We start from the raw sequence: 22,150 nt of genomic DNA, 5'->3' as shown, positions 1-22,150 counted from the left end.
AACCATTAATTTTCGGGATTGACGTTGCGGCCATTGCACCACAATACTGTAATGGTTAAACCAATGGATATGTAGGAGGAAGCGATGACCGGAACCGCGGCACAGGCCGCCGACGACACGGCTGCTCGCCTGCGGCTGAGGGACGAGCTCGCGCGATCCGGCCTGAAAATCGCACAACCCGACGATCCGCCGCTGTTCACCCGGGTGCCCGAGTCCTCGATGCGGCCGATGCACTGGCGCTGGGCCGAACTCGAGGCATTCCTGCAGGAACTGGGGCAGGTCCTGGACTTGCGGCCCGGCGGTGACCGGCGGACGCTGCGACTGGCCAATCCCGGACTGGAGTACGGCACCACGCCGACATTCTGGGCATCGATCCAGTACATCAATCCCGGCGAGGTCGCCACCGCGCACCGGCACACCCCGGACGCCTTCCGATTCGTCATGTACGGCAACGGCTGTCGGACCACCATCGACGGCGAGAACTACTCGATGAGCGAGGGCGACCTGGTGCTGACGCCGAACTGGGCGTGGCACGACCACCTGCACCACGGCGACGAGCCCATGATCTGGTTGGACGTGCTCGATGTGTCGTTGATACGCAAGCTGGACAACACTTTCTTCGACCCGTACCCCGAAGACGTCCAGCCCGTCGGGGAGCAGCCGGAGAAGTCCTGGCGCGAGTTCGGCTCCGGTCTCCTGCGGCCGGTCGGCGCCGCGCCCGCGCCGCGGCACAACCCGCTGCTGGTGTATTCGCGCGAGCAGGCCGACGCAGCGCTGGAGCTGGCCAAAGGCTTGGATCCGGACCCTTGCGACGACGTGATCCTGGAGTACCAGAATCCGGCCGGTGGGGGTCCGGCGCTGCCGTCGATGTCGATGAAGATGCAGGTCCTGCGTCCCGGATTTCAGGGCGTCACCCACCGCCACAGTGGAAGCAAGGTGTACTGGGTCGTCGAGGGCGCTGGCACATCGTTCGTGGGTGACGAGCGATTCGATTGGGGCAAAGGGGATTTCGTCGCGGTTCCGCCGTGGTCTCCGGTGCGCCACGTCAACGACCACGACACCGAGGCCAAGCTGTTCCGGGTCGACGACAGTCCCCTGTACCGGACGCTGAACATCTACCACGAGGAGATCGCCCGATGAGGCTGGCCGTATTCGACGACTCGCGTGTCGGCGTCGTCCGAGGCGACGACATCCACGACATCACCGAACTCGTACCGCCGGAGTTCGATTCGTGGCCCGAGCAGCGGCTCAACTGGTTGATCCGCAACTGGACCCGGGTCGCCGACAGACTGGCGGATCCGGGAAAGTTTCCAGTAGTCGCCGCGTCGTCGGTGGTGCTTCGGGCGGCGAATCCCGCACCGCCGCAACTGTTCGCGATCCCGGCGAACTACCGCGCGCACATCGGCGAGATCGGCGCGATGGCGATCACCAAGGGCGGCCGCACAGCGCGGGAAGCCGGGTTCTTCCTCAAGGCCGCCGGGTCGGTCAGCGGCGCCGGTGAGCCGATCCCGTTGCCCGCCGGTTCGGCCCGGCGATTCGACCACGAGTGCGAGTTGGGCGTGATCATCGGCAAGCAGGGGCGCAATGTGCCCCGGGAGCGGGCGATGGAGTACGTTTTCGGCTTCGCCTGCCTGATCGACCTGACGATGCGGATCCAGCCGGGGGAGTTCGAGGAGGACAGGTCGTTGCGGAAATCGTTCCGCGGCTTCACGCCGCTGGGCCCGCACCTGGTGACCGCCGACGAGATCGGGGACCTCGGCACGTTGACCTCGCGCCTGTCGGTCAACGGCGAGCAGCGCCAAGGCGCTGTCCTCGGGGACATGATCGTCGATGTGGCGGAGGCGATCGAGCTGATCACCTCGGTGGTGGACGTGCAGCCGGGCGACGTGATCGCCAGCGGCACACCGAAGGGCGTCGGTCCGCTCGTCCCCGGCGATGAGGTGGCCATCGCGATCGATGAGATCGGCGCGATGACACTTACAGTGACCGAGGCAGCTGCCGCACCGCGGCCGTTCTGAGAGGAGGCGGGCTGGTGCCCAGCGAATACCGAGCCGCGTTCATCCGCGGCGGCACGAGCAAGGCGCTGGTGTTCCACGAACGAGATCTGCCCCGGGAGCGCTCCGAACGCGACGCGCTCTTCCTGCGCGCGATGGGCAGCCCGGATCCGTACGGGCGGCAGCTCGACGGTATGGGCGGCGGTCTGTCGTCGTTGTCGAAAATCTGTGTGGTCGGCCCGCCGTCGCGGCCGGACGCGGACGTGGACTACCTGTTCGGGCAGGTGCAGGTGGACCGGCCGGTGGTCGACTACACCGGCAACTGCGGCAACATGTCCTCGGCCATCGGGCCCTTCGCGATCGACGAGGGTCTCGTGCCCGCGACCGACGGCGAGGCGTCGGTGCGTATCCATAATGTCAACACCGGCAAGATCATTCGTGCCAGGTTCGAGGTTCGGGGTGGCCGGAGTGTCACCGAGGGCGACTACCGGCTCCAGGGCGTCGCGGGGGCCGGAGCGCCGGTACGGCTCGATTTTCTCGATCCGGGTGGTGCGGCCACCGGGGCGTTGCTCCCGGCGGGTGCGGCGACCACGGAGCTGGCCGTCCCGGCGAGCTTGGTGGACGCGGGCAATCCGGTGGTCTTCCTGGACGCTGCCGACGTGGGCCTGACCGCGGCGGAGTTGCCGGAGACGCTGGACGGCGACGCGGAACTGAGTGCGCGCGTCGAGTCGCTGCGCCGGGCGGGCTCGGTGCGGATGGGATTGGCCGACGACGAGCGCGCGGCGGGCGAGCGCCGGATGACACCGTTCGTCGCGGTGGTCGCGCCGCCCGCCGATTACCGAACGCTGTCCGGCGATGTCATCGCGGCCGAGGAAATCGACCTGCTGGTGCGGTTTTGGTCGAACGGAAAGGCGCATCGCGCGCTGCCGCTGACTGGTGCGCTGTGCTTGGCTATCGCCGCGCGGTTGCCCGGTTCGGTGGTACATCGGCATGCGCGTGATCGGGACGGTGGTGTGCTGCGGCTGGGCTCACCGTCGGGACAGCTGGAGGTCGACGCTTCGGTTGTGACGGATTCGTCTGTGCCGGAAGGGTTTCGCGCGGATTACGCTACGGCGTACCGTACGACTCGGCGGTTGTTCACGGGTGTCGTGAACGCCTGAACGACAGAACCCCGGACCCCCGCCGAGTAGCGGGGGTCCGGGGTTCGTTCGCCTCAGTTGTCGCGGGTGACCGCGTCGGCGAAGCGGGGGCGGCGCTTCTCGGCGTAGGCCGCGACCCCTTCCTTGAAGTCCGGCTGTCGCATCATCACGGCGATGAGTTCCTTCGAGTGCTCGATCGAGCCACCGACGTTGTGGTGCAACAGATCCGCGTACATCTGCCGTTTCGCGCTGGTGATCGAGGCCGGTGAGACCTGGTCGGCGATCATCCGCGCGGTGCGGTACACCTCGTCGAGGAAGCCTTCCCGGGGATACAGGCCGTTGAGGAAGCCCATCCGCATCAGCTCCTCCGAGCGCACGACCCGCCCGGTGAACAGGATGTCGGCAGCGTTGGTGGTGCCCACGATCCGGGGCAGCACCCAGGACAGCCCGTACTCCGCGGGCAGCCCCAGCCGCGGCGTGGACGTGGTGAACTTGATGCCCTCGACTGCGAAACGAAGATCGCAGAAACTGGCGATGGCCGCCGCGATCCCGGCGCACGCTCCGTTGATCGCCGCGATCACCGGCACTCGCAGGCCCCAGTGCCAGACCACATCGTGCTCGAACTCCTCGTGCACGCCCGTGCCGGGCTGGGCCAGCGCGCTGGGATCGACTGTCTCGCCGTAGTTCTCGTCGGTCTCGGTGTAGAAGTCGAGGGCTTTCGTGTCGGCGCCGACACAGAACTGGTCGCCTGAACCGGTCAGCACCACCACCCGCACCCGCGGGTCGCGGTCCAGCGTGTCCATCAGCCACCGGTACTCGGCGTTCATCCGGCTGGTCCACGAGTTGCCCCGGCCCGGGCGGTGGAACCACACCGTCGCCACACCCTCGTCGATCTCGTACCTCGTGACCTTCAGCTCCATCAGGCGTCCCTGCCTTTCCCGTTCGCGGTAACTTTCAGAAATTCGAGTGTCTGCGGCCAGGACACGGCCCAGGCGTCCGCGTTGACCTGCTCGTTGTGCCGCCGATCGTCGCTGAACCCGTGCTTGGCGCGCGGGTAGAGGTGGATGATGGTCGGTGCTTCGGTGTCGCGGCTCTGCAGCGCGGTCTGCAAGCGGCCGAATATCTCCCACGGGACCAGCGAGTCCTTGCCGGGGTAGTGCACCATCACCGGCATCGTGAGCGCGGCGGCCGACTCGACGGCGTCGACGCTCGTCCCGGCTTCGGGCTGGGCGGACAGCGTCGGGTGGTAGGCGACCACCGCGGACAGATCCGGATCGCGGGCGCCCAGGATCAACGCGTACCGCCCGCCGAGGCACCAACCCGCCACAGACGGGGACGGCGTGCGGTATTCCCGGCGCAGGTATCCGAGCAGTGCGCGCTGCTCGTTCAAGACGGTCTCGTCATCGAGTTCGGTGTGTAACTGCTGCAGTTCGCCGAACGAGGTGTCGTCGGAACTCGGACCGTGCCAGGGATCCCAGACCAGGGTGGCCGCCCCGCTGCGGGCTGTGGCCGATTGGGCGAATTCCCGTACGCGCCTGCCGATCCCGGTGATCATCGGCAGCAGCAGGGTCGCTCCGCGCGGCTCGGCGCCGACCGGCAGCGTGAGGTGGGCGCGAAATCCTTCGACGGTGATGAAGCTGCTTTCGACCTGCGAGGTCACATGGGTTCCTTTGGTTAAACCATTAGATAGATTCGAAGGTAACACGAGACCTGGCCTCGCCGTAACCCGTTGACATCTCGAAATCGTCGGTTTCTAATGGTTGAACCAATAGCGTGTACCTGCGTCGCGGCCACGCCCGACAATGAGGGGTAGGAGATGACCGGTCCTTTGCACACCGACCGATCCGCAGCGGAGTCGCTGCCCTTGAGTGGAGTTCGCATCGTCGATCTGTCGCAGATCGGCGCCGGGCCCTACGGAACGTCGATGCTCGGAGACTTCGGCGCCGACGTGGTCAAGGTCGAACCACTCGCCGGTGACAGCTTTCGATACGTCGACAGCGCCTTCGACCACGGTGAGAGTGCGTACTTCTTCGGCGTCAACCGCAGCAAGCGATCGATCTCGCTGGATCTGAAGAGCGCCGAGGGGCAGCAGGTGCTGCGGCGGCTGGTCCACGACGCCGATGTATTCGTCGTCGCGTTTCGTCCGGATGCGGTGCGGCGCATGGGCATCGACTACGAGACCTTGCGTGAGCTCAACCCACGGCTGATCTACGCCTCGATCACCGCATTCGGCGAGACCGGGCCGCGCGCGCATCAGCCCGGAATGGATATTCTCGCCCAATCGATCAGCGGGATGATGGGTGTGACCGGAGAGGTCGGTGGCGGTCCGGTCAAGGTCGGTGTGCCGATCGCGGATTTCGTCGGCTCCTACTTTCTCGGCTTCGGGGTCTGCGCCGCGCTTCGGCTGCGGGATCTGACCGGGCAGGGCGAGAAGATCACCATCAACCTGCTCGACGGTCAGGTCGCCTCGTTCGCCAACTACATCACCGCGTGGGACAAGACTCGCGTGCCGTTCCGGCCGCAGGGCGGCGGGCATCCGCAACTCGTCCCGTACCAGCCGTTCACCGGATCGGACGGCAAGTTCTTCATCCTGGCCGTGCTCAACGACAAGTTCTGGCGCAAACTGCTGCCGATGCTCGCGGAGTTCGGCGACTTCGACGAAGAGAAATACACGACGAACACCGGCCGCATCGAGCATCGTGACGAGCTGTGCGGTCGTCTGCAGACCGTGTTCGACAAGCGGCCCGCGCATGTGTGGTTGGAGCAGCTCGAGCAGGCCGGGGTTCCGTGTGGGCCGATCCACCGCCTCGAAGACGCCCTGGAAGACCCGCAGGTGGTCGCCAACGAGGCGGTCACGCAGCTGACCCACCCGAAATACGGCGACTATCGGATCCCGAACAATCCCATCCGCTTTCAGCACGCGTCGACGGGACCGCGCGGTTACGCGCCGGGCCTCGGCGAGCACACCGAGGAGATCCTGCGCGAAGCCGGTTACGGCGAGGCGGAGATCCGCGACCTCTACTCCGCGGGCGCCGTGAAGTCCGGACGCGCGGGCTAGCCCGCGCCGGACCCGCTCCCACCACATCCTGCTCCCGCTTAGCCAATGTCGTGTAACACCACTGAGGATCGTCTTGACCACCGCAGCACACCCCGCCTCCGCGGCGGCCCGGATCAGGCGCGATCGCGCCACCCGGGCCGGCGCGATCGGGAATTTCATCGAGTTCTACGACTTCACCCTGTACGGGTTCTTCGCCATCACCATCTCCAAGCAGTTCTTTCCGGCCTTCAGCAGCCAGGCCGCGCTGCTGGCGACGTTCGCGGTGTACGGCGGGGCATTCGTCATGCGCCCGGTCGGTGCGATCGTGTTGGGCCACATCGGCGATCACCTGGGCCGCAAACGAGCACTGTTGATCGCGGTGGTGCTGATGAGCATCGCGACCGCCGCCGTCGGCGTGCTGCCCGGGTACGGAACAATCGGCGTCGCCGCGCCGCTGTTGCTCCTGCTGTGCCGGTTGACGCAGGCGTTCTCCGCGGGCGGTGAGCAGAGCGGTTCATACGTTCTGGTCATCGAGCATTCGCCGGTGGCGGAACGCGGCCGCAACGGGTCCTGGCTCGTTTTGTCCGTGATGGCGGGCGTGATGAGCGGTGCGCTGGCGTCGCTGCTGATGAGTTCGGTAACCACGACGGCGCAGATGGATTCGTGGGGATGGCGGGCGCCGTTCCTGCTCGGTGTCCCGCTCGGGCTGCTGGGCCTGTATCTGCGGATGAAGCTGGAGGAGTCGGAGACCTTCCGCACCGCGGCCGCGCAGGTCGCGCGGCAGGGACGGCACCGCCTCCCGCTCGTGCAGGCGTTCCGTACGGTGCGCGTGGAGATGCTCACGTTGCTGGCGTGGGTCGGGTTGGTTTCGCTGGCCGGGTACATGCTGATCGGGTTCATGGTCACGCTGATGGTGAAGTTCGAGGGCTACACCATGGCGTCCGCGCTGCTGGTCATAGCATTGGCGTTCCTGTTCGCGATGCCGGTGGTGCACACCCTGTGCCGTCTGTCGGATCGGTTGTCGCGCAAGGTATTCGCGGCCGGTTTGTCGCTGGGTTTGGCGATCTGGACGGTGCCGGCGTTCCTGCTGATCGAGCACGGGCCGGTGGCCGCGACGTTCGCGATCGCCGTCTACATCTCGCTGTGCTACCCGATGAATCTGGCCGCGGGATTCGCGGTGGTGGAACTGTTCCCGGTCGATGTCCGCTCGTCCGCCAGCGCGTTACCCTACCAGCTCAGTTTCGCGATCTTCGGCGGTACCGCCTCGCTGGTCGCCACCTGGCTGGTTTCCACGTTCAACGCCGTCGCCCCGGCCTACTACGTCGCGATCGTCGCGCTGTGCGAGGTGTTCGTGGCGTGGAAACTGCTGCCCGACGCGCGAGAGATGTCGGTCGTGACCGGCTCCGACGCCGGGATCGAGGCTCTGCCGGCCGGGGCCGGACAGAGCCCACAACAACAAGTCGAGTCAGGCGCACCCGCGCGAGAGGAGTCGTGAATGCAGGCGACAACGCAGTACACACCGGAGATCACCTGGGGCCGTGAGGTCGTGCGGGGAACGGTGCACGGCCGGCCGTCGCTGATGTACAAGGACCGACCGCACCGGGTGCGCGATCTGCTCATCGGCGCGCGCCGATGGTCCGATCGGGACATGCTGGTGCAGGGCGAGCGGCGGCTGACCTTCGCGCAGCACGAGCGCGCCGTGGCTGCGGTGGCGAATCGGCTGGCGGCGTACGGGGTCACCAAGGGCGACCGGGTGCTGTTGCTGGGGTTCAACAGCATCGAGTGGATCGTGGCGTTCTGGGCCGTGCAGAGCCTCGGAGCAGTTGCGGCCCTGGGTAACTCGTGGTGGAGCGATCACGAGGTCGACGCGCTCGCGCGAAAGAGCGAAACGAAGCTGATGATCGCCGACCGCGAACTGCACTCCGTGCCGCGGGTCTCGTTCGCCGAACTGCGGATGATCGTGGACTCCGGCGACCCGGCGGTGCTCCCGGAAGTTGATGTGGCCGAGGAGAATCCGGCGGTCATCATGTTCAGTTCGGGCACCACGGGGACGCCGAAGGGCATCCTGATGTCGCAGCGGTCGATCATCGGCAACCTGCACAACCTGCTGGCGATGACCCGGCGGCTGCCCGACGAACTGCCCGGCGACTACGTCGGCACCACGAGCCTGCAGACGGTGCCGCTGTTCCACCTGGCCGGGGTGCAGGTCAGCTGTGCCACCCTGCTGCAGGGCGGACGCATCGTGATGCTGAACGGCAAGTTCGATCCCGTCGAGGTGCTGCGCCTGATCCAGCAGGAGAAGGTCAAGTCCTGGGGCAGCATCCCCACGATGGTCACCAGGGTGCTCGACCACCCCGACCTATCCGCTTGGGACACTTCCACATTGAAGTCGGTGCCACTGGGCGGCTCCGCGGTTCCGGCGAACCTTCGCCAGCGGATCCGGGAGGCGTTCCCGAATGTCGCGGAACGGGTCGGCAGCCTCTACGGGCTCACCGAGACCGGCGGACTGCTCGCGGCCGGCGCCGGATCGGAAATCGGCAACCATCCCGGACGTGTCGGCAGGCCGTTGCCGGTGGTCGAGGTACGGATCGCGAACCCGGATGCCGAGGGCGTCGGCGAGATCATGGGACGTACGCCGAACGTCCCCGAAGGGTACCTCGGCGAAGGGCCCATCGAGGGCCCCGACGGCTGGATCGCCACCGGTGACCTCGGCCGGATCGACGACGAGGGATATCTCTACGTCACCGGTCGAGCCAAGGAGGTCATCATCCGCGGAGGTGAGAACATCGCCTCGGCGAACGTGGAGAACACCCTGCTCTCGCACCCCGCGGTGGCCGATGCCGGTGTCGTGGGTGTGCCCGACAAGGACCTCGGCGAGATCGTCGGCGCGGTGGTCGTGCCGCACGTCGACGCGGATCTGCCGACGGTCGAGGAACTGACTCGGCTGTGCAAGGAGCGTCTGGCGCGATTCGAGGTACCGGAGCGCTGGTGGATCCGCCGCGAGCAACTGCCGATGTCCGGCATCGGCAAGATCGCCAAGCGTGAGCTGCTCCAGCAGTGGAGCGATCGCAGCTACGCGGACGTCATCGACGAGAACCGGTCGTGACCGGCACCCTGCACGGCATCCGGGTCGTCGAGATGGGCGCCCAGGGACCCGCGCCGTTCTGCGCGATGATGCTGGCCGACTTCGGGGCCGAGGTGATCCGGGTGGAGCGACTGGGCGGCGATCCCGAACGCGCACGCAAGCTGGACTCCTTCGGGCGCGGCCGGCGGTCGGTCGCGATCGACGTGCGGCAGCCGGCGGGACGGGATCTGGTCGCGGACCTGATCGCCGACGCGGACGTGTTCGTCGAGGGCAATCGGCCCGGGGTGATGGAACGTCTCGGGCTCGGCGCGCAGGAGTGCCTAGCAGTCAACCCGGGGTTGATCTACTCCCGGATGACAGGTTGGGGACAGCACGGCCCGCTGTCCGGCGTTGCCGGGCACGACATCAACTACATCGCGATGGCCGGTGCCCTGGAGCCGATCGGGCGGTCCGGGGACGACCCGGTACCGCCGCTGTCGCTCGTGGGCGATTTCGGCGGCGGCGGAATGCTTCTCGCGCTCGGGATCTGCGCCGCGCTGGTGGAGCGTGCGACATCCGGGCGCGGGCAGGTCGTCGACGCGTCCTGTGTGGACGGCGCCTCACTGCTGATGACCGTCGTGCATCACCTTCGCTCGACGGGGCGCTGGTCCGGCGAACGGGGCACCAACCTGTTCGACAGCGGCGCGCCGTTCTACGAGGTGTATCGCACCCGCGACGATCTCCATGTCTGCGTCGGCGCCATCGAACCGAAATTCTACGAGCGCCTCGTCGCGACACTCGGGATCGCGCCGGAAGATGCGTTCCCGCAGTACGATCGCGCGCGCTGGGCCGAGCGTAAGACGGTGTTCGCGGCGGCGTTCGCCGAGCGCACCCGGGATGAATGGTGCACCGCGTTCGAGGGCGCGGAAGCGTGTTTTGCCCCTGTCCTGTCGCCCGCCGAGGCCGTCACGCATCCCGCGCACCGGGCGCGGGATGCCTTCGTCGACGTCGACGGATTCCCCGAGCCCGCCCCCGCACCGCGATTCGGGCGGACACCATCGGCGGCACGGCGCAGGCCCTCCCTCGGTGAACACACCGCTGCCATGCTGGCCGGAATCGGCCGGAGCCCGGCAGAGATCGAAACCCTTCGCACCTCAGGAGTGATCGCATGACCAACCGGGCCGCCGAGGAGTTCGAGCGCGCGCCGGTGGCGCTGCCGGTCCAGTCGACGCCGGGCCGACCCGGAGGAACCAGGGTCGTGTTCGTCCACGGATCCATGGACTCTTCCGCGAGTTTCCGTGATACCGCAGCACTTTTCGACGACTGTGCGGTCCTCACCTACGACCGGCGCGGCTACGGCGCGGCGTTGGATCTCGGTGCGCCCGATCTGTCCGGGCATGTCGACGACCTGATCGCGGTACTCGACGGCACACCGTCGGTGGTCGTGGGGCACAGCCTGGGCGGGGTGATCGCATTGGGCGTTGCCGCAAGGCAACCCGAGCTGATCCTGGCGGCGTGCGTGTACGAGCCGCCGATGCCGTGGCAGCCGTGGTGGCCCGCGCCGCCGTTGCCCTCTCGGCCCGACGCCCCGTTTGCTGAGGTGCGGGCGGCGGCCGAACGGTTCCTGCGTGGTCATATCGGTGCGCGGTGGGATCGGCTCTCGCCGGAACGTCGTGCGGATCTGCTCGCTCCGGCCGCCGCCTGGGCTGCCGAGCTGTTGTCCGCGGCGCACGATGCGCCGCCGCCGTTCGAGCCGGAGCGGCTGACCGTGCCGGTGGTCATCGGCCACGGAACGGCGAGCGACGAACGGCATGTGCGCTCGGCTTCGTCACTCGCAGAACGTATTCCGGACGCCTGGCACAAGACCTTGGCGGGAGCCGATCACACCGCGCATCGGCGGTGCCCCGCAGAGTTCGCCGGGTTGGTTCGCCTGGCGACGGACAGGAGTGAACATGGGCGCTGACCGACGCGCCGAGATAAAGATGACCAGCGCCGAGCAGCAGGAGTTTCTGCGCCCGATGGGGAAGATGGCGCTGTCCACCATCGGGCCGGATGGCTACATCCACACGACCGCGCTGTATTACGCGCTGCTCGGAGACCAGGTCGCCTTCCTCGCGAAACGTAAGTCGCAGAAGGTCGTCAACGTACTGCGCGACTCCCGGGTCACCTGTATGCGGGAGGCCGGCGAGAAGTATTACGACCTGCGTGGGCTGACGCTCATCGGCAACGGCGAAGTGCGTGAGGATCGCGAGACGTTGTGGGCGGTGGGGGAGTACCTCTATCGCACCCGGCATCACAACGCCGCGGACTCCCGCGCCGACGTCGAGCGGATCGTCGAGCGCAGCATCCACAACCGCGCGGTGATCGTGGTGCACCCACAGCGCGTCATCAGCTGGGATCACCGCAAGCTGCGGACTTCGAAACAGGAGTGAAGCCGCCGTAGGTATTCACCGCGAACGGTCGGTAGCTCGGCTTACGAGCCGTCGGGTCATGACGGCATCAATACAACACAGGAGGAGGACAACGATGTCCGAAAAAGTGGTGAGCGCGCCGATCGCTCACCCCGGGAGTCTGTTCATCGACGGGCAATGGGTCGAACCCGATTCCGGTGGCGGGATCGAGGTGATCAACCCGGCCACCGAAGAGATATTCCTACGTGTCGCCGAGGCCACCGAGCCTGATATCGATCGCGCGGTCGCCGCGGCGCGCATCGCATTCGATCGGGGCCCGTGGCCGCGGCTGTCGCATGCGGAACGCGCGGACTACCTGCGTGCCATAGCAGCGGAACTGGACCGGCGCGTGGACGACGTCGCGCATATCTGGCCGAGTGAGATGGGCAGCACCCACGCGGTCGCGCACGCCTTCGCGGGCACGATCGGCGGCGTCTACGACTACTACGCGGGCCTGGCCGAGACCTTCCCGTTCGAGGAGAGTTTCGACAAGCCGCCCGGCGGCGGTGAGCTGGCACTGATCGTGCGGGAGCCGATCGGTGTGGTCGGCGCGATCGTGCCGTGGAACGCGCCGATCAACATCATGGCGTACAAGATCGCGCCCGCGCTGCTCGCCGGATGCACGGTGGTACTGAAATGTTCGCCGGAGGCGCCGGGATCGGGCTATGTGATGGCGGAGATCGCGGAGCGGGTCGGGCTGCCACCGGGTGTGTTGAACGTGGTGACCGCCGATCGCGGCCCGTCCGAGCGGTTGGTGCGGCATCCCGACGTCGACAAGATCAGCTTCACCGGTTCGCTCGCGGCGGGGCGAACGATCGCGGGGATCGCGGCCGAGCGGATCGCCCGTGTCACATTGGAATTGGGCGGCAAGTCCGCGGCGGTCGTGCTCGACGATTTCGACATCGGGACCGCGGCTGAGGCGATCGGCAGCTACGCCTGCTTTCTCACCGGGCAGGTCTGCTCGGCGCTGACGCGGATCATCGTCACCCGAGATCGGCACGACGAACTGGTCGAAGCGATCGGTGCGGTCTTCGGCGGGATCACACTCGGTGACCCGTTCGATCCAGCGACGGGTATGGGGCCGATCGCCACCCGGCGCCAGCTCGAGAAGGTCGAGCATTACGTCGAACGCGGCGTTGCCGAGGGCGCACGGCTGGCCTTCGGCGGACGTCGCCCGAACGATCTGGACCGCGGGTGGTTCTTCGAACCGACCCTGCTGGCCGGAGTGGACAATCACGCGACCGTGGCGCGGGAGGAAATCTTCGGTCCGGTGCTGAGTGTGATTCCCGCCGACAACGAGGATCACGCGATCGAACTCGCCAACGACACGATCTTCGGCCTGAACAATTCGGTCTTCAGCGACGACGTGGATCGTGCCTATGCGGTGGCCCGTCGCCTGCGTTCGGGAACGGTGGGCCACAACGTATTCCGCAGCGATATGCGGATCGGCTTCGGCGGATTCAAACAATCCGGCCTCGGCCGTGAAGGCGGCGTCGACGGGCTTCGCCCGTATCTGGAGAACAAGACGGTGATTCTCGAAGGCAGGCCGTCCCATCTGGGATGGTGATATTCGCGGAGGAAGCTATGGAAACAGTGATCAAGGGCGTCACGCTCGCCGCGCCGGTCGAGGCCGCGAATGAACAGGCACGCCGCAACATCGATGTGGTGATCGAATTCTTCTCCTTGTATCTGAAGGACAAGAAGCGTTTCTACGAACTCTGGGTAGCCGATGATCCGGAGGTCCGCACACCGTACTCGACCACGGAGGTGAAGAACTGCGGCGTGATCACCCATTCCGGATGGGATGCGGTGAAAGCGTTCTGGGATCCCATTCACGACGAGATGCACGGCCGTTTCGATTGGTTCATCGACGAGATCATTCCCGGCGCTGATCCGGACACGGTCGTCGTGCGCTCGCACAGCGATATCGATGTGCGCACCGGCCCGTTCTGGGGCGGTAAGAATCTGCGCTACGAGGGGCGTTACGTGCAGATCTTTCGTTTCACCGGCGGCAAGGTCGCCTCGTTCGAAGAGTACTACGACACAGCCCAATTGAACGCCGTCTACGGAAGTTGAGGACTCGGAAATGGTTACAGTGATCCAGCCGTCGGAGACGTCGTTCGACCCGGCACACACTGCTCTGGTTGTCATCGATATGACCACCTTCGACGCCGACCCCCGGGGCGGGCTGGCCAAGGCATTCGCCGAGGACGGGGTCGATCTGCGGTATTACTGGAAGCACATGGCAGATCAGGTGTTGCCGAACACCATTCGGCTGCTCGACGGATTTCGTTCGGCGGGAGCGCGGGTCGTCTTCACCAGAGTCGGGGCCCAATTCGGCGACTACGCCGATGCGCAGCCGCACGTTCGTGAGTTGCACCGGCGTTCGGGTGTGCTGCGCGGCACGGATGAGTACGACATGCTCGAGCCCCTCGCCGCACGAGCGGGGGAGGCGATCGTCGACAAGGTGGGCTCCTCCGCGTTCGGCACCGGAAACCTGGATATCCTGCTGCGCAATGCGGGCGTCACAGACGTCATCTTCTGCGGTGTGATCACCAATGCCTGCATTCTGCTCTCGGCAGTGGCCGCCTGGGATCTGGGGTACTCGACGTCCATCGTGGACGACGCGTGCGGTGCGGACAGCGCGGAAATCCACAGCGCCGCACTGTCGGTCGCGAGCTGGCTCGGCTGTCACATCGTGTCCACCGACCATGTCCTCGCCGGGGTTGCCGCCGGACAGTGAACGGGTCGGGTTCGGTCCGATACACCTGACCCGAAGCAGATCGAAGGTATTGTCCGGTAACCGATTTCGGCCCACTTCCGGCTGTCGCCGCACGGCGCAGTCGGGAGTGGGCCGAAACGTTGTCAGGCCGCGAGGGCGCGCTCCCGGATCCGGCCGGTGACGCGGTCGACCAGAAGATCCGGGTCCACGGTGAGATCGTCGCCGCGCCAGGCGACCGTGCCGTCCGGTCGGACGAGTGCGATCTTCGCGCCGTACAGTTCGGCGGCCGGCGCGCTGTCGACGTCGACGATCCGCAGGGGCATGGCGATGGATTCGGCCGCCGCGGTCAGTTTCCGCAGATCGACGGAGGGGTCGAACCGTACCGCGACGAATTCCCGACCGTACTCGTCGAGCAGTGAACGGTCCGTGTCCAGCCAGGCGTGCGGCGCCCGGTGTCCCGGGCGGCCGGTGGGTACGTAGCGCTGAACCTCGACCGGCGGCATCGGGCTGCCATCGGAAACGACCACCGGGGACCCCTCGTAGACGTAACCCAGGTGAATCCCGATGCTGAACCATTCGCGTTTCATCGCTTCGGTGTATGCGTCACCGTACTCTCGCCGGGCAGCCTCGGTCTGTGGGCTGTCGTCCTCGAAGACCTCCGCAGACGGCTTCGCGACGCGCGGGCCGAGCATGCGCTTGAGGTTGCCGCCCGCCTCGGTGACGTTGCGAATCGCGACGGGGCGCTGCTCGTACTCGTAGGAATCCAGCAGCGCCTCACCACCCCATCCCTGGAGATTCGCGGCGAGCTTCCACGAGAGGTTGACCGCGTCGAGGATTCCGGTATTCATCCCGAAACCACCAGTGGGAGAGGTCAAATGGGCGGCGTCACCGGCGATGAACACCCGCCCCTTGCGATAGCTGTCGGCCACCAGCTGCCTGCGTTCCCACGGGAGAATCGAGAGGAATTCGAAATCGAATTCCTGTCCGATCGCGCGGAAGATCGCCTTGCGCATCTCGTCTTCTCCTACCTCCCGGTGGGATTCGTCGCCGATCAGCGAGAATCGCCACTGGTCGCGGCCGTTGATCGCCACCAGCGTGGCCCAGGTTCCCTCCGGGCCGATGAAGATATAGCGGTAGGCAGGTTCCGTGCTGTGCAGGTCCTCGAGCCCGGCGCGCCGGAAGACGGCATTCGAGGTGTATGTCAGCGTGCCCTCGCCGCTCATCGCGATGCCCAGACCGGCGCGCACGGTGCTGCCACCGCCGTCGCAGCCGACCAGGTAATCCGCCTCGACCTCGTACTCGTGCTCGTCCTGATCGCGCAGAACCGCGGTGACGTGGTCGCCGTGGTCCTGGAAGGACAGCAGTTGCGTCCGGTAGCGGATATCGGATCGTTCGGTCTGCCGGGCGAACCGGGTCAGAACCGGATCGAAGAAGTTCTGCGGGCAGCGCTCACGATGCTGCGGGCTCTGCTGCGGCGGTTGCTCATCGGCCGGCGGCGGGAACTTCTCCCGGCCGAACTCGTAGCCGTTGAGGTCGGTCACCCACGCGCAGTCCTGGATGTACTGACGGTTGTAACCGGCACTGTAGACGTCATCGACGATGCCCCACCGGCGGCAGAACTCCATGGTCCGGATGCCGACCATGTCCATCTTGGGCTGGAAGATGGTGTCATCCCTGGCCTCGACGAGCAGGCTGTCCACCCCGCGCCATCCGAGATCACCGGCGAGGGCAAGCCCGACCGGTCCACCGCCAACGATCAAAACCGGAACCCGGTCCGTCATGAGGTCCGCCTTTCTTTCGGCATCTGATGGCGGTGCCACCGCCCCTGCCTGGATGTCGGTTCTTGCGATCGAACTGTCGACGTACATCGAGCTGCCGCACGTTCGGACTTGTCGCAACAACGTAGTTCAATGGTTTTACCTTTTTAGGCTAGCGTGCCACCGCGCCTGTAGTCCACCCGGAGCGATGGAGGATTCGGCATTGACAAGGGTTACCGGGTGAAGTCAAATGGTTGTACCGTTATGCCCGGCGGTACGGGACGCACCGCGAGGACCGTGAAGCCGGCGGCGTCCGGGAGTGGCGAGTGGCTCGCGTCCACGACGAGAGCCGCGCATGATTCGAGGAGACAACCGTGGTCGATATGCACGTCAGGCAGGCAGGCACCACCTGGGGGCGTGAGGTTGCCCGCGGGACCGTGCACGGACGACCGTCGATGATGTATAAGGACCGCCCCACGGCGCTGAGCGAGTTGTTGCTCGAAGGCCGGCGCTGGAGTGACCGGGAGTTTCTGATCCAGGGCGAGCGCCGGCTGACCTACGCCGATCATGAGCGGGCGGTAGCGCGGGTCGCGGGTCGTCTGGCCGCCTACGGTGTGGGCCGAGGAGACCGGGTGCTGCTACTCGGGTTCAACTCGATCGAGTGGTGTGTGTCCTTCTGGGCTCTGCACACTCTGGGAGCGGTGGTGGCTCTGGGAAATCCGTGGTGGAGTGCGGACGAAGTCGGCCAGCTGGTGGCCAAGGTGCAGCCGAAGGTTGCCATCACCGACGTCGAGATATCCAGCGTTGCAAGAGTTTCCGTAGCCGAGGTCCGGGACCTGGTCGACGCGGACGCACCTGCCACGCTGAACGTCGCGCAAGTCGCGGAATCCGATGACGCCGTCATCATGTTCAGCTCGGGGACCACCGGACTGCCCAAAGGGATTCTGCTGTCCCAGCGTTCGGTCATCGGCAACCTGCACAATCTGCTCGCGCTGACCAATCGGCTGCCCAACGAGCTGCCCGAAGACTTCCAGGCCACCACGTCCATGCAATCGGTGCCGCTGTTCCATCTCGCCGGCGTGCAGACGAGCATTTCGACGCTGTTGCAGGGTGGCCGCTTGGTGATGCTGAACGGCAAGTTCGATCCAGCCGAGGTGCTGCGGCTGATCGAGAGCGAGCGCGTGCGGTCGTGGGGGGCGATTCCCACGATGGTCTCCCGGGTGCTGGAACATCCGGATATCAAGACGCGGGATACCTCGAGCTTGTTGTCGATTCCGCTCGGCGGCGCCGCGGTGACCGCACAGCTTCGAGAGCGGATCACGGCCGCCTTCCCGTCGGTGAAACAGAAGATCGGCAGCCTCTACGGGCTGACCGAGACCGGCGGTCTGCTGGCGGCGGCCTCGGGCAAGGAGATCAACGGGCATCCCGGCCGCGTCGGCCGCCCCCTGCCGGTCGTGGAAGTCAAGATCGTCGGCGCCGGTGCGGACGGGGAAGGCGAGATCTACGGCCGCACACCCAACGCACCGGAGAGCGTCCTCGGGGAAGGCCCGCTGGAGGATTCGGATGGTTGGATCGCCTCCGGCGATCTGGGCCGGATCGATGACGAGGGGTACCTGTACGTCACCGGACGGGCCAAAGAGATCATCATTCGCGGGGGAGAGAACGTCGCGACCGCCAACGTCGAGAACATCCTGCTTCGCCATCCGAATATCGCGGATGTCGCCGTGGTGGCCCTGCCGGACGAGGACCTGGGCGAGAAGATCGGTGCCGCCGTCGTGATCCGTCCCGACGCTGCCGCACCGGACCTCGATGAACTGCGCGATCTGTGCCGCAAGTATCTCGCCCGATACGAGATGCCGGACGAATGGTGGACCAGACGGGACGACATGCCGATGAACGCCATCGGCAAAACCGACAAGAAGACCTTGATCAGCGCCTGGGTCGAGCGTGGTGCTCGCACCATTCTGGAAGCCTGAGTGACCGTTCGGCGCTGCGGTCCCGATCACCCGTGGAATGGAGAGAGTTCGTGAGTCGAGCCACTGTGGATGGTGCGAACGAGGAATCGGCCGAGTCGGTGGAGGATTTCATCCGGCGTGCCACCGAATTCCTGGACGCCAACCTCCCGCCCAAGGCCGCGCGTGCGGACTTCGTCTGGGGCGAGGGCGCGGACACCGGCGTGAAACTGTGGGAGGAACCCGATTCCGAGGAGGAACGCCAGCGACTCGGGGAGTCACGCAGCTGGCGCCACAAGCGGTTCGACGCGGGCTTCGGGTGGATCGACGGTGCGCGTGAGTCGGGCGGCGCGGGACTGTCGGCCGCACATCTGCGGGCCTACCGCCGATTGGAAGCCGGTTATCAGGCGCCCAGCGACACCTACTTCAAGCTGGACCGCGTGCTCAGTCCGGTGATCCGGGAATTCGGCACCGAGCAGGTGCGAGAAGAGTTGCCGCGCGCCCTGTTTCGCGGTGATCTCATGGCCTGCGAGTTGTTCAGTGAACCGGATGCCGGCTCCGACCTGTTCTCCGCCCGCACCTCCGCCACGGAGACCGAGGGCGGGTGGCTGCTCCGCGGCCAGAAGGTGTGGACCTCGGATGCGCACCTGGCCGATGTCGGGATCGTGTTCGCCCGGACCGGTGAGGCAGCGGGCAAGGACGGCTTCTCCGCCTTCGTTCTGGATATGCGTCAGGCCGGGGTGAAAGTGGTTCCGCTGCGCCAGATGACCGGCGGGGCCGCCTTCAACGAGGTGTTCCTGGACAACGCGTTCGTGCCCACCACCCACCTGCTGGGTGCGATCGGCGACGGCTGGCCCATCGTCCGCAGAATCCTGAATCTGGAACGCGCCGGCATCGGCGCGGGCATGAGCCGGTCGGGTTCCGGCCTGGCCAACGGAACCCGGCTGACGGCCCTGGTCCGCGCGATGGGAGCCCAGGACGATCCCCTCATCCGCCAGGAGCTGATCCGGACCATCAGCGGGTTCTGGGCGGCCCGGCAGCTGACCTCGCACGGTTCCGACCGTGCCGCGGCTCCCTTCTACCGGACCAATCCCGCCCCGCTGCTGAGCAAATTGGCCCTGAGCGGTAATCTTCGCCGCGCCTCCGAGCTGGCGAGCAAGGTTCTCGGGGCGAAGGCCACCGCCGATACTGGAGAATGGGGCACCTACAGCTGGAATTCGCTGGTACTCGGCGAACCTGGAGTGCACATCTTCGCCGGGACCGACGAGATCATCCGTAATTCGGTCGCGGAGAAGGTACTCGGCCTGCCCAGGGACTGACCACACCACGGGCCCCGTGGTCGGCCGCGCCGACCAGGGCGAAATTCGCACGGCCCCTGTGGATCTCATGCGCGAACGATCACCTGCCGAGTGCGGAGGCATTCGACGGCGAAGGCCGGGCGGGCCGGGAGCGCTCCGGCACCCGGCCACGCCGCGCGGCCCCCGGACGATAGTGAGGAGACACGCATGAAAGCGCTGAAGTACAAGGGCGTCAACGATGTCGGATTCGTGGAAGTGCCCATCCCGGAGCCAGGGCCCGCACAGGTCCGGCTGAAGGTCACCGCTTGCGGTGTGTGCCATACCGATACCTCGTTCCGGTCCCATCCCGGAATCGCGGTGCGACCCGGATTGACCCTCGGACACGAAATCGCCGGTCGCGTGGAATCTCTGGGCCCCGGGGTGGCCTCACCGGCACTGGGCACCGAGGTCGTGGTCCACACGATCTGGTCGTGCGGCAGCTGTCGGCAGTGCGTTCGAGGACGCGAGAACGCGTGTCTGTCCACCGATTCGCGGCTCACCCCGCCACAGGGGCCGGGCACCCGGTTCGACGGCGGTATGGCCGAGTACGTGGTCGTTCCGGCGAAGTCGGTGGTCCCGACCATCGGACTCGCACCCGAGACCGCGGCTGTGCTGCCGGATGCGGCGATCGTGCCGTATCACGCGATCGACTCCACACGGGACCTGCTGGCGCCCGGAGCCTCGGTCCTGGTCATCGGTGTGGGCGGACTCGGGCAGTTCGCCGTCTCCATCCTTCGTGCCGTGACCGCGACTCACATTGTGGCCGTGGATATTCGGGAATCGGTCCTGGAGTCCCTCGGCGATCGGGTCGATGCCGCGCTGAACTTTCGTAGTACCCAGGACCTCACCGGGAGCGTCCTGACTGCTGCGGGTGGGCACGGCCCGGATCTGGTTCTGGACTTCGTCGGAACCGATGAGACCCTCCGGTTGGCCGGTTCCGTTGTGGCGCCGTACGGGACCGTCTGGGTGCCGGGTCAGGAGGGCGGAACATTCACGGTGGAGGCCGACCGTCGGTCGACCGTCCTTCCCCGTGGCGCGGCGATCGTCGGCCGCCCCTATGGCGGTACCCGCCGGAACCTGGTCGATGTCATCGAGTTGGCCACGGCTGGTTCGATTTCCGTGCCGATCACGACCTACCCGTTCGAGAAGGCGCTACAGGCATTCGACGACCTGGACGGTGGCAGGGTGCGGGGCCGGGCGGTCCTGACGATGGAGTAACCGCGCAGCGCACCGACGACGGGTGTGTCCGGTACGAATACCGGACACACCCGTTTTTCGCGGCTATCGCTCGCGTGCGGTCACTCTGACATCGAGCCTGGCGACGCCATTGGTGAGGCTGTTGCCCTTCAACAGTTCGAGATCCCGGGTGGCGTCGAAATCGAGGGACTCGATCCGTGCGGGGATCAGCTGGAACATGGTCCGTGCCTCGAGCCGGGCGAGCGGGGAACCGAGGCATTGGTGTACGCCGTGCCCGAAGCCGAAGTGGCCCTCGGTGTTCCGGTCGATATCGAAGGTGGCGGCACTGGGTCCCCAGTGCTCTTCGTCGCGGTTCGCCGAGGCCAGCATGAGCCGGACCACCGAACCGGCGGGGATCCGCGCCCCGGCCACTTCCACGTCCTGGATGACCCTGCGGGGAGCCTTGTGGACCGGGCCGCGGAACCGGATCAACTCCTCCACGAACTTGTCCACGTCCTGCGGGTGCTCGTTGAGCCGCCCGAGCAGCTCCGGGTGATCCTTGAAGACGAGATAGGCGTTGCCCATCAGACGCGTGGTGGTGTCGAAGCCCGCGATGAACACGAACACGCACAACTCGACCGCCTGCTGCTGGGTCAGGATGCCCTCGTCCTTCCAGGCCCGGGCGATGTGCCCGGCAACGGCGTCGCTGTTCTCCTTGTGCAGACGTTCCAGGATCTCGCCCAGGTACCGGAACAGATCCTGTGAGATTTCCTCGTCCCCCGGCAGGCCCGGGGCCATGCGGGATACCCGCGCGAACCATGCCCACACCGATTCCGTCCAGGTATCGAACTGTTCGACCTCGGCGTAGGGCACCCCCAGGATCCCGCTGATGGTGGCCATCGTCAGGGGCCGGTTCAGGGCCTCGGTCACCTCTGCGCCGCCCCGCTCGGCGAATTCGTCCACGAGACCGGTCGCGACATCGCGCACCCGATCGGTCACCAAGCCGATCGCCTTCGGTGTGAAGCCCGCGGCTACGACCTTGCGGATCGTGGTGTGGGCAGAACCGTCCATCAGGGTCGGAAAGGCAAAGGGCACTTGCTCGTTGACCTGATTGCGAAAGAGCTTGGGGGTGCGCATGCCCTTGCGGACATCGGCATAGCGGGAGACGAAATAGACATCCTCCTGCGCATGGTGCACCCGCAGTACAGGGTGGTGCCGCCGCATCCACTTGAAGTGCTCGTAAGGCTCGCCCTGGGTGCCCGTCTCGTCGATGACCGTCCAGGGGGCGAGCCCCTCGGGCCAGTCGAGCTCATGGGAGTACGGCAACTTCCGGGTCTTCGCGGCATCCTCCGACGTAATGGTCATGATGCTCCTTTCTGAATGCACCACCGGGGCTGTGATCGTTCGGCGCCCGCACCGTTCGACTTGCGGCGGATTCGGGGCATGAGGTCGACCGAATCCGGGCGCTCACCTCACGATGGCAGCAGTGGACCGCGACTCCGGCCGCAGTTTCGCTCAGCGA

General features: G+C 66.4%; 19 protein-coding genes. 15 read left to right on the top strand and 4 right to left on the bottom strand.

Annotation, left to right across the window (positions count from 1 at the left end; genetic code table 11):
* Nucleotides 1-84 precede the first annotated feature (84 nt).
* From NM2_RS00190 to NM2_RS00180, 3 genes are read left to right on the top strand one after another with little or no spacing between them, the layout of a single operon-like run.
* Nucleotides 85-1,140 (top strand): cupin domain-containing protein, encoded by a 1,056-nt coding sequence (locus tag NM2_RS00190; protein WP_067662085.1) that lies wholly within the window; start codon nt 85-87, stop codon nt 1,138-1,140.
* Nucleotides 1,137-2,018 (top strand): fumarylacetoacetate hydrolase family protein, encoded by an 882-nt coding sequence (locus NM2_RS00185; RefSeq protein WP_067662082.1) that lies wholly within the window; start codon nt 1,137-1,139, stop codon nt 2,016-2,018. Before NM2_RS00190 ends, NM2_RS00185 begins: the two co-directional genes overlap by 4 nt.
* Before the next feature lie 14 nt (nt 2,019-2,032).
* On the top strand, nt 2,033-3,154 hold the full coding sequence (locus NM2_RS00180; protein ID WP_218025812.1) for a 2-methylaconitate cis-trans isomerase PrpF family protein: 1,122 nt from the start codon (nt 2,033-2,035) through the stop codon (nt 3,152-3,154).
* A 53-nt stretch (nt 3,155-3,207) separates the two neighbouring features.
* Here the strand turns inward: NM2_RS00180 and NM2_RS00175 are convergent, their stop codons facing one another.
* Both NM2_RS00175 and NM2_RS00170 read right to left on the bottom strand, forming a co-directional pair.
* The gene (locus NM2_RS00175; RefSeq protein WP_067662075.1) at nt 3,208-4,053 is read right to left on the bottom strand and encodes an enoyl-CoA hydratase-related protein; all 846 of its coding nucleotides are present in this window, start codon (nt 4,051-4,053) and stop codon (nt 3,208-3,210) included.
* Nucleotides 4,053-4,793 (bottom strand): dienelactone hydrolase family protein, encoded by a 741-nt coding sequence (locus tag NM2_RS00170; RefSeq protein WP_067662073.1) that lies wholly within the window; start codon nt 4,791-4,793, stop codon nt 4,053-4,055. Before NM2_RS00170 ends, NM2_RS00175 begins: the two co-directional genes overlap by 1 nt.
* A gap of 156 nt (nt 4,794-4,949) precedes the next feature.
* Here NM2_RS00170 and NM2_RS00165 point away from each other — a divergent pair, with 156 nt between their 5' ends.
* From NM2_RS00165 to NM2_RS00125, 9 genes are all read left to right on the top strand, one after another.
* A complete protein-coding gene (locus tag NM2_RS00165; RefSeq protein WP_067662070.1) occupies nt 4,950-6,191 on the top strand; it encodes a CaiB/BaiF CoA transferase family protein in 1,242 nt (413 codons plus the stop codon).
* A gap of 73 nt (nt 6,192-6,264) precedes the next feature.
* Entirely contained in the window at nt 6,265-7,665 is a 1,401-nt protein-coding gene (locus NM2_RS00160; protein WP_067662069.1) for an MFS transporter, read from the top strand.
* A complete protein-coding gene (locus NM2_RS00155) occupies nt 7,666-9,276 on the top strand; it encodes a class I adenylate-forming enzyme family protein (protein WP_084530327.1) in 1,611 nt (536 codons plus the stop codon).
* A gap of 32 nt (nt 9,277-9,308) precedes the next feature.
* Nucleotides 9,309-10,406 carry a CaiB/BaiF CoA transferase family protein gene (locus NM2_RS00150; protein ID WP_067663175.1) on the top strand — a complete coding sequence of 366 codons (1,098 nt, stop codon included), beginning with the start codon at nt 9,309-9,311 and terminating at the stop codon, nt 10,404-10,406.
* On the top strand, nt 10,403-11,197 hold the full coding sequence (locus NM2_RS00145; protein ID WP_084530325.1) for an alpha/beta fold hydrolase: 795 nt from the start codon (nt 10,403-10,405) through the stop codon (nt 11,195-11,197). The genes NM2_RS00150 and NM2_RS00145 overlap by 4 nt, the downstream gene beginning before the upstream one ends.
* Entirely contained in the window at nt 11,187-11,666 is a 480-nt protein-coding gene (locus tag NM2_RS00140) for a pyridoxamine 5'-phosphate oxidase family protein (RefSeq protein ID WP_067662066.1), read from the top strand. The genes NM2_RS00145 and NM2_RS00140 overlap by 11 nt, the downstream gene beginning before the upstream one ends.
* Nucleotides 11,667-11,760: 94 nt before the next feature.
* Nucleotides 11,761-13,251 carry an aldehyde dehydrogenase gene (locus NM2_RS00135; RefSeq protein WP_067662061.1) on the top strand — a complete coding sequence of 497 codons (1,491 nt, stop codon included), beginning with the start codon at nt 11,761-11,763 and terminating at the stop codon, nt 13,249-13,251.
* Nucleotides 13,252-13,268: 17 nt separating this feature from the next.
* The gene (locus NM2_RS00130) at nt 13,269-13,760 is read left to right on the top strand and encodes a nuclear transport factor 2 family protein (protein WP_157120814.1); all 492 of its coding nucleotides are present in this window, start codon (nt 13,269-13,271) and stop codon (nt 13,758-13,760) included.
* Nucleotides 13,761-13,770: 10 nt separating this feature from the next.
* Nucleotides 13,771-14,427 (top strand): cysteine hydrolase family protein, encoded by a 657-nt coding sequence (locus NM2_RS00125; protein WP_084530323.1) that lies wholly within the window; start codon nt 13,771-13,773, stop codon nt 14,425-14,427.
* Between the two features lie 122 nt (nt 14,428-14,549).
* Here the strand turns inward: NM2_RS00125 and NM2_RS00120 are convergent, their stop codons facing one another.
* Nucleotides 14,550-16,187 carry an FAD-dependent oxidoreductase gene (locus tag NM2_RS00120; protein WP_067662051.1) on the bottom strand — a complete coding sequence of 546 codons (1,638 nt, stop codon included), beginning with the start codon at nt 16,185-16,187 and terminating at the stop codon, nt 14,550-14,552.
* A 359-nt stretch (nt 16,188-16,546) separates the two neighbouring features.
* On the opposite strand from NM2_RS00120, the gene NM2_RS00115 reads away from it, so the two are divergent.
* The 3 genes from NM2_RS00115 (at nt 16,547) to NM2_RS00105 (ending at nt 20,670) form a co-directional block, all read left to right on the top strand.
* Nucleotides 16,547-18,139, top strand: a complete 1,593-nt coding sequence (locus NM2_RS00115; protein WP_067663169.1) for a class I adenylate-forming enzyme family protein — start codon at nt 16,547-16,549, stop codon at nt 18,137-18,139.
* Nucleotides 18,140-18,189: 50 nt separating this feature from the next.
* Nucleotides 18,190-19,434 carry an acyl-CoA dehydrogenase family protein gene (locus NM2_RS00110; RefSeq protein WP_169816078.1) on the top strand — a complete coding sequence of 415 codons (1,245 nt, stop codon included), beginning with the start codon at nt 18,190-18,192 and terminating at the stop codon, nt 19,432-19,434.
* A gap of 186 nt (nt 19,435-19,620) precedes the next feature.
* Nucleotides 19,621-20,670: an alcohol dehydrogenase catalytic domain-containing protein gene (locus NM2_RS00105; protein ID WP_067662046.1), complete on the top strand. Its 1,050-nt coding sequence runs from the start codon at nt 19,621-19,623 to the stop codon at nt 20,668-20,670.
* Between the two features lie 63 nt (nt 20,671-20,733).
* Here NM2_RS00105 and NM2_RS00100 read toward each other — a convergent pair whose 3' ends face one another.
* Complete coding sequence (locus NM2_RS00100) at nt 20,734-21,993, bottom strand: cytochrome P450 (protein ID WP_067662042.1); 1,260 nt, start codon at nt 21,991-21,993, stop codon at nt 20,734-20,736.
* Nucleotides 21,994-22,150 lie beyond the last annotated feature (157 nt).

It is taken from the genome of Nocardia miyunensis NBRC 108239 (assembly GCF_001613065.1).
Lineage (GTDB): Bacteria > Actinomycetota > Actinomycetes > Mycobacteriales > Mycobacteriaceae > Nocardia > Nocardia miyunensis.
The sequence above is the reverse complement of the archived record's forward strand: the minus strand, read 5'-3'. Positions and strand labels throughout refer to the sequence as shown.

Bases quoted from the DNA above. Each gene is read 5' to 3' on its own strand.
- NM2_RS00190 (WP_067662085.1), top strand. From the start codon at position 85: ATGACCGGAACCGCGGCACAGGCCGCCGACGACACGGCTGCTCGCCTG.
- NM2_RS00185 (WP_067662082.1), top strand. From the start codon at position 1,137: ATGAGGCTGGCCGTATTCGACGACTCGCGTGTCGGCGTCGTCCGAGGC.
- NM2_RS00175 (WP_067662075.1), bottom strand. From the start codon at position 4,053: ATGGAGCTGAAGGTCACGAGGTACGAGATCGACGAGGGTGTGGCGACG.
- NM2_RS00165 (WP_067662070.1), top strand. From the start codon at position 4,950: ATGACCGGTCCTTTGCACACCGACCGATCCGCAGCGGAGTCGCTGCCC.
- NM2_RS00155 (WP_084530327.1), top strand. From the start codon at position 7,666: ATGCAGGCGACAACGCAGTACACACCGGAGATCACCTGGGGCCGTGAG.
- NM2_RS00150 (WP_067663175.1), top strand. From the start codon at position 9,309: ATGGGCGCCCAGGGACCCGCGCCGTTCTGCGCGATGATGCTGGCCGAC.
- NM2_RS00145 (WP_084530325.1), top strand. From the start codon at position 10,403: ATGACCAACCGGGCCGCCGAGGAGTTCGAGCGCGCGCCGGTGGCGCTG.
- NM2_RS00140 (WP_067662066.1), top strand. From the start codon at position 11,187: ATGGGCGCTGACCGACGCGCCGAGATAAAGATGACCAGCGCCGAGCAG.
- NM2_RS00135 (WP_067662061.1), top strand. From the start codon at position 11,761: ATGTCCGAAAAAGTGGTGAGCGCGCCGATCGCTCACCCCGGGAGTCTG.
- NM2_RS00130 (WP_157120814.1), top strand. From the start codon at position 13,269: ATGGAAACAGTGATCAAGGGCGTCACGCTCGCCGCGCCGGTCGAGGCC.
- NM2_RS00125 (WP_084530323.1), top strand. From the start codon at position 13,771: ATGGTTACAGTGATCCAGCCGTCGGAGACGTCGTTCGACCCGGCACAC.
- NM2_RS00120 (WP_067662051.1), bottom strand. From the start codon at position 16,187: ATGACGGACCGGGTTCCGGTTTTGATCGTTGGCGGTGGACCGGTCGGG.
- NM2_RS00115 (WP_067663169.1), top strand. From the start codon at position 16,547: ATGCACGTCAGGCAGGCAGGCACCACCTGGGGGCGTGAGGTTGCCCGC.
- NM2_RS00105 (WP_067662046.1), top strand. From the start codon at position 19,621: ATGAAAGCGCTGAAGTACAAGGGCGTCAACGATGTCGGATTCGTGGAA.
- NM2_RS00100 (WP_067662042.1), bottom strand. From the start codon at position 21,993: ATGACCATTACGTCGGAGGATGCCGCGAAGACCCGGAAGTTGCCGTAC.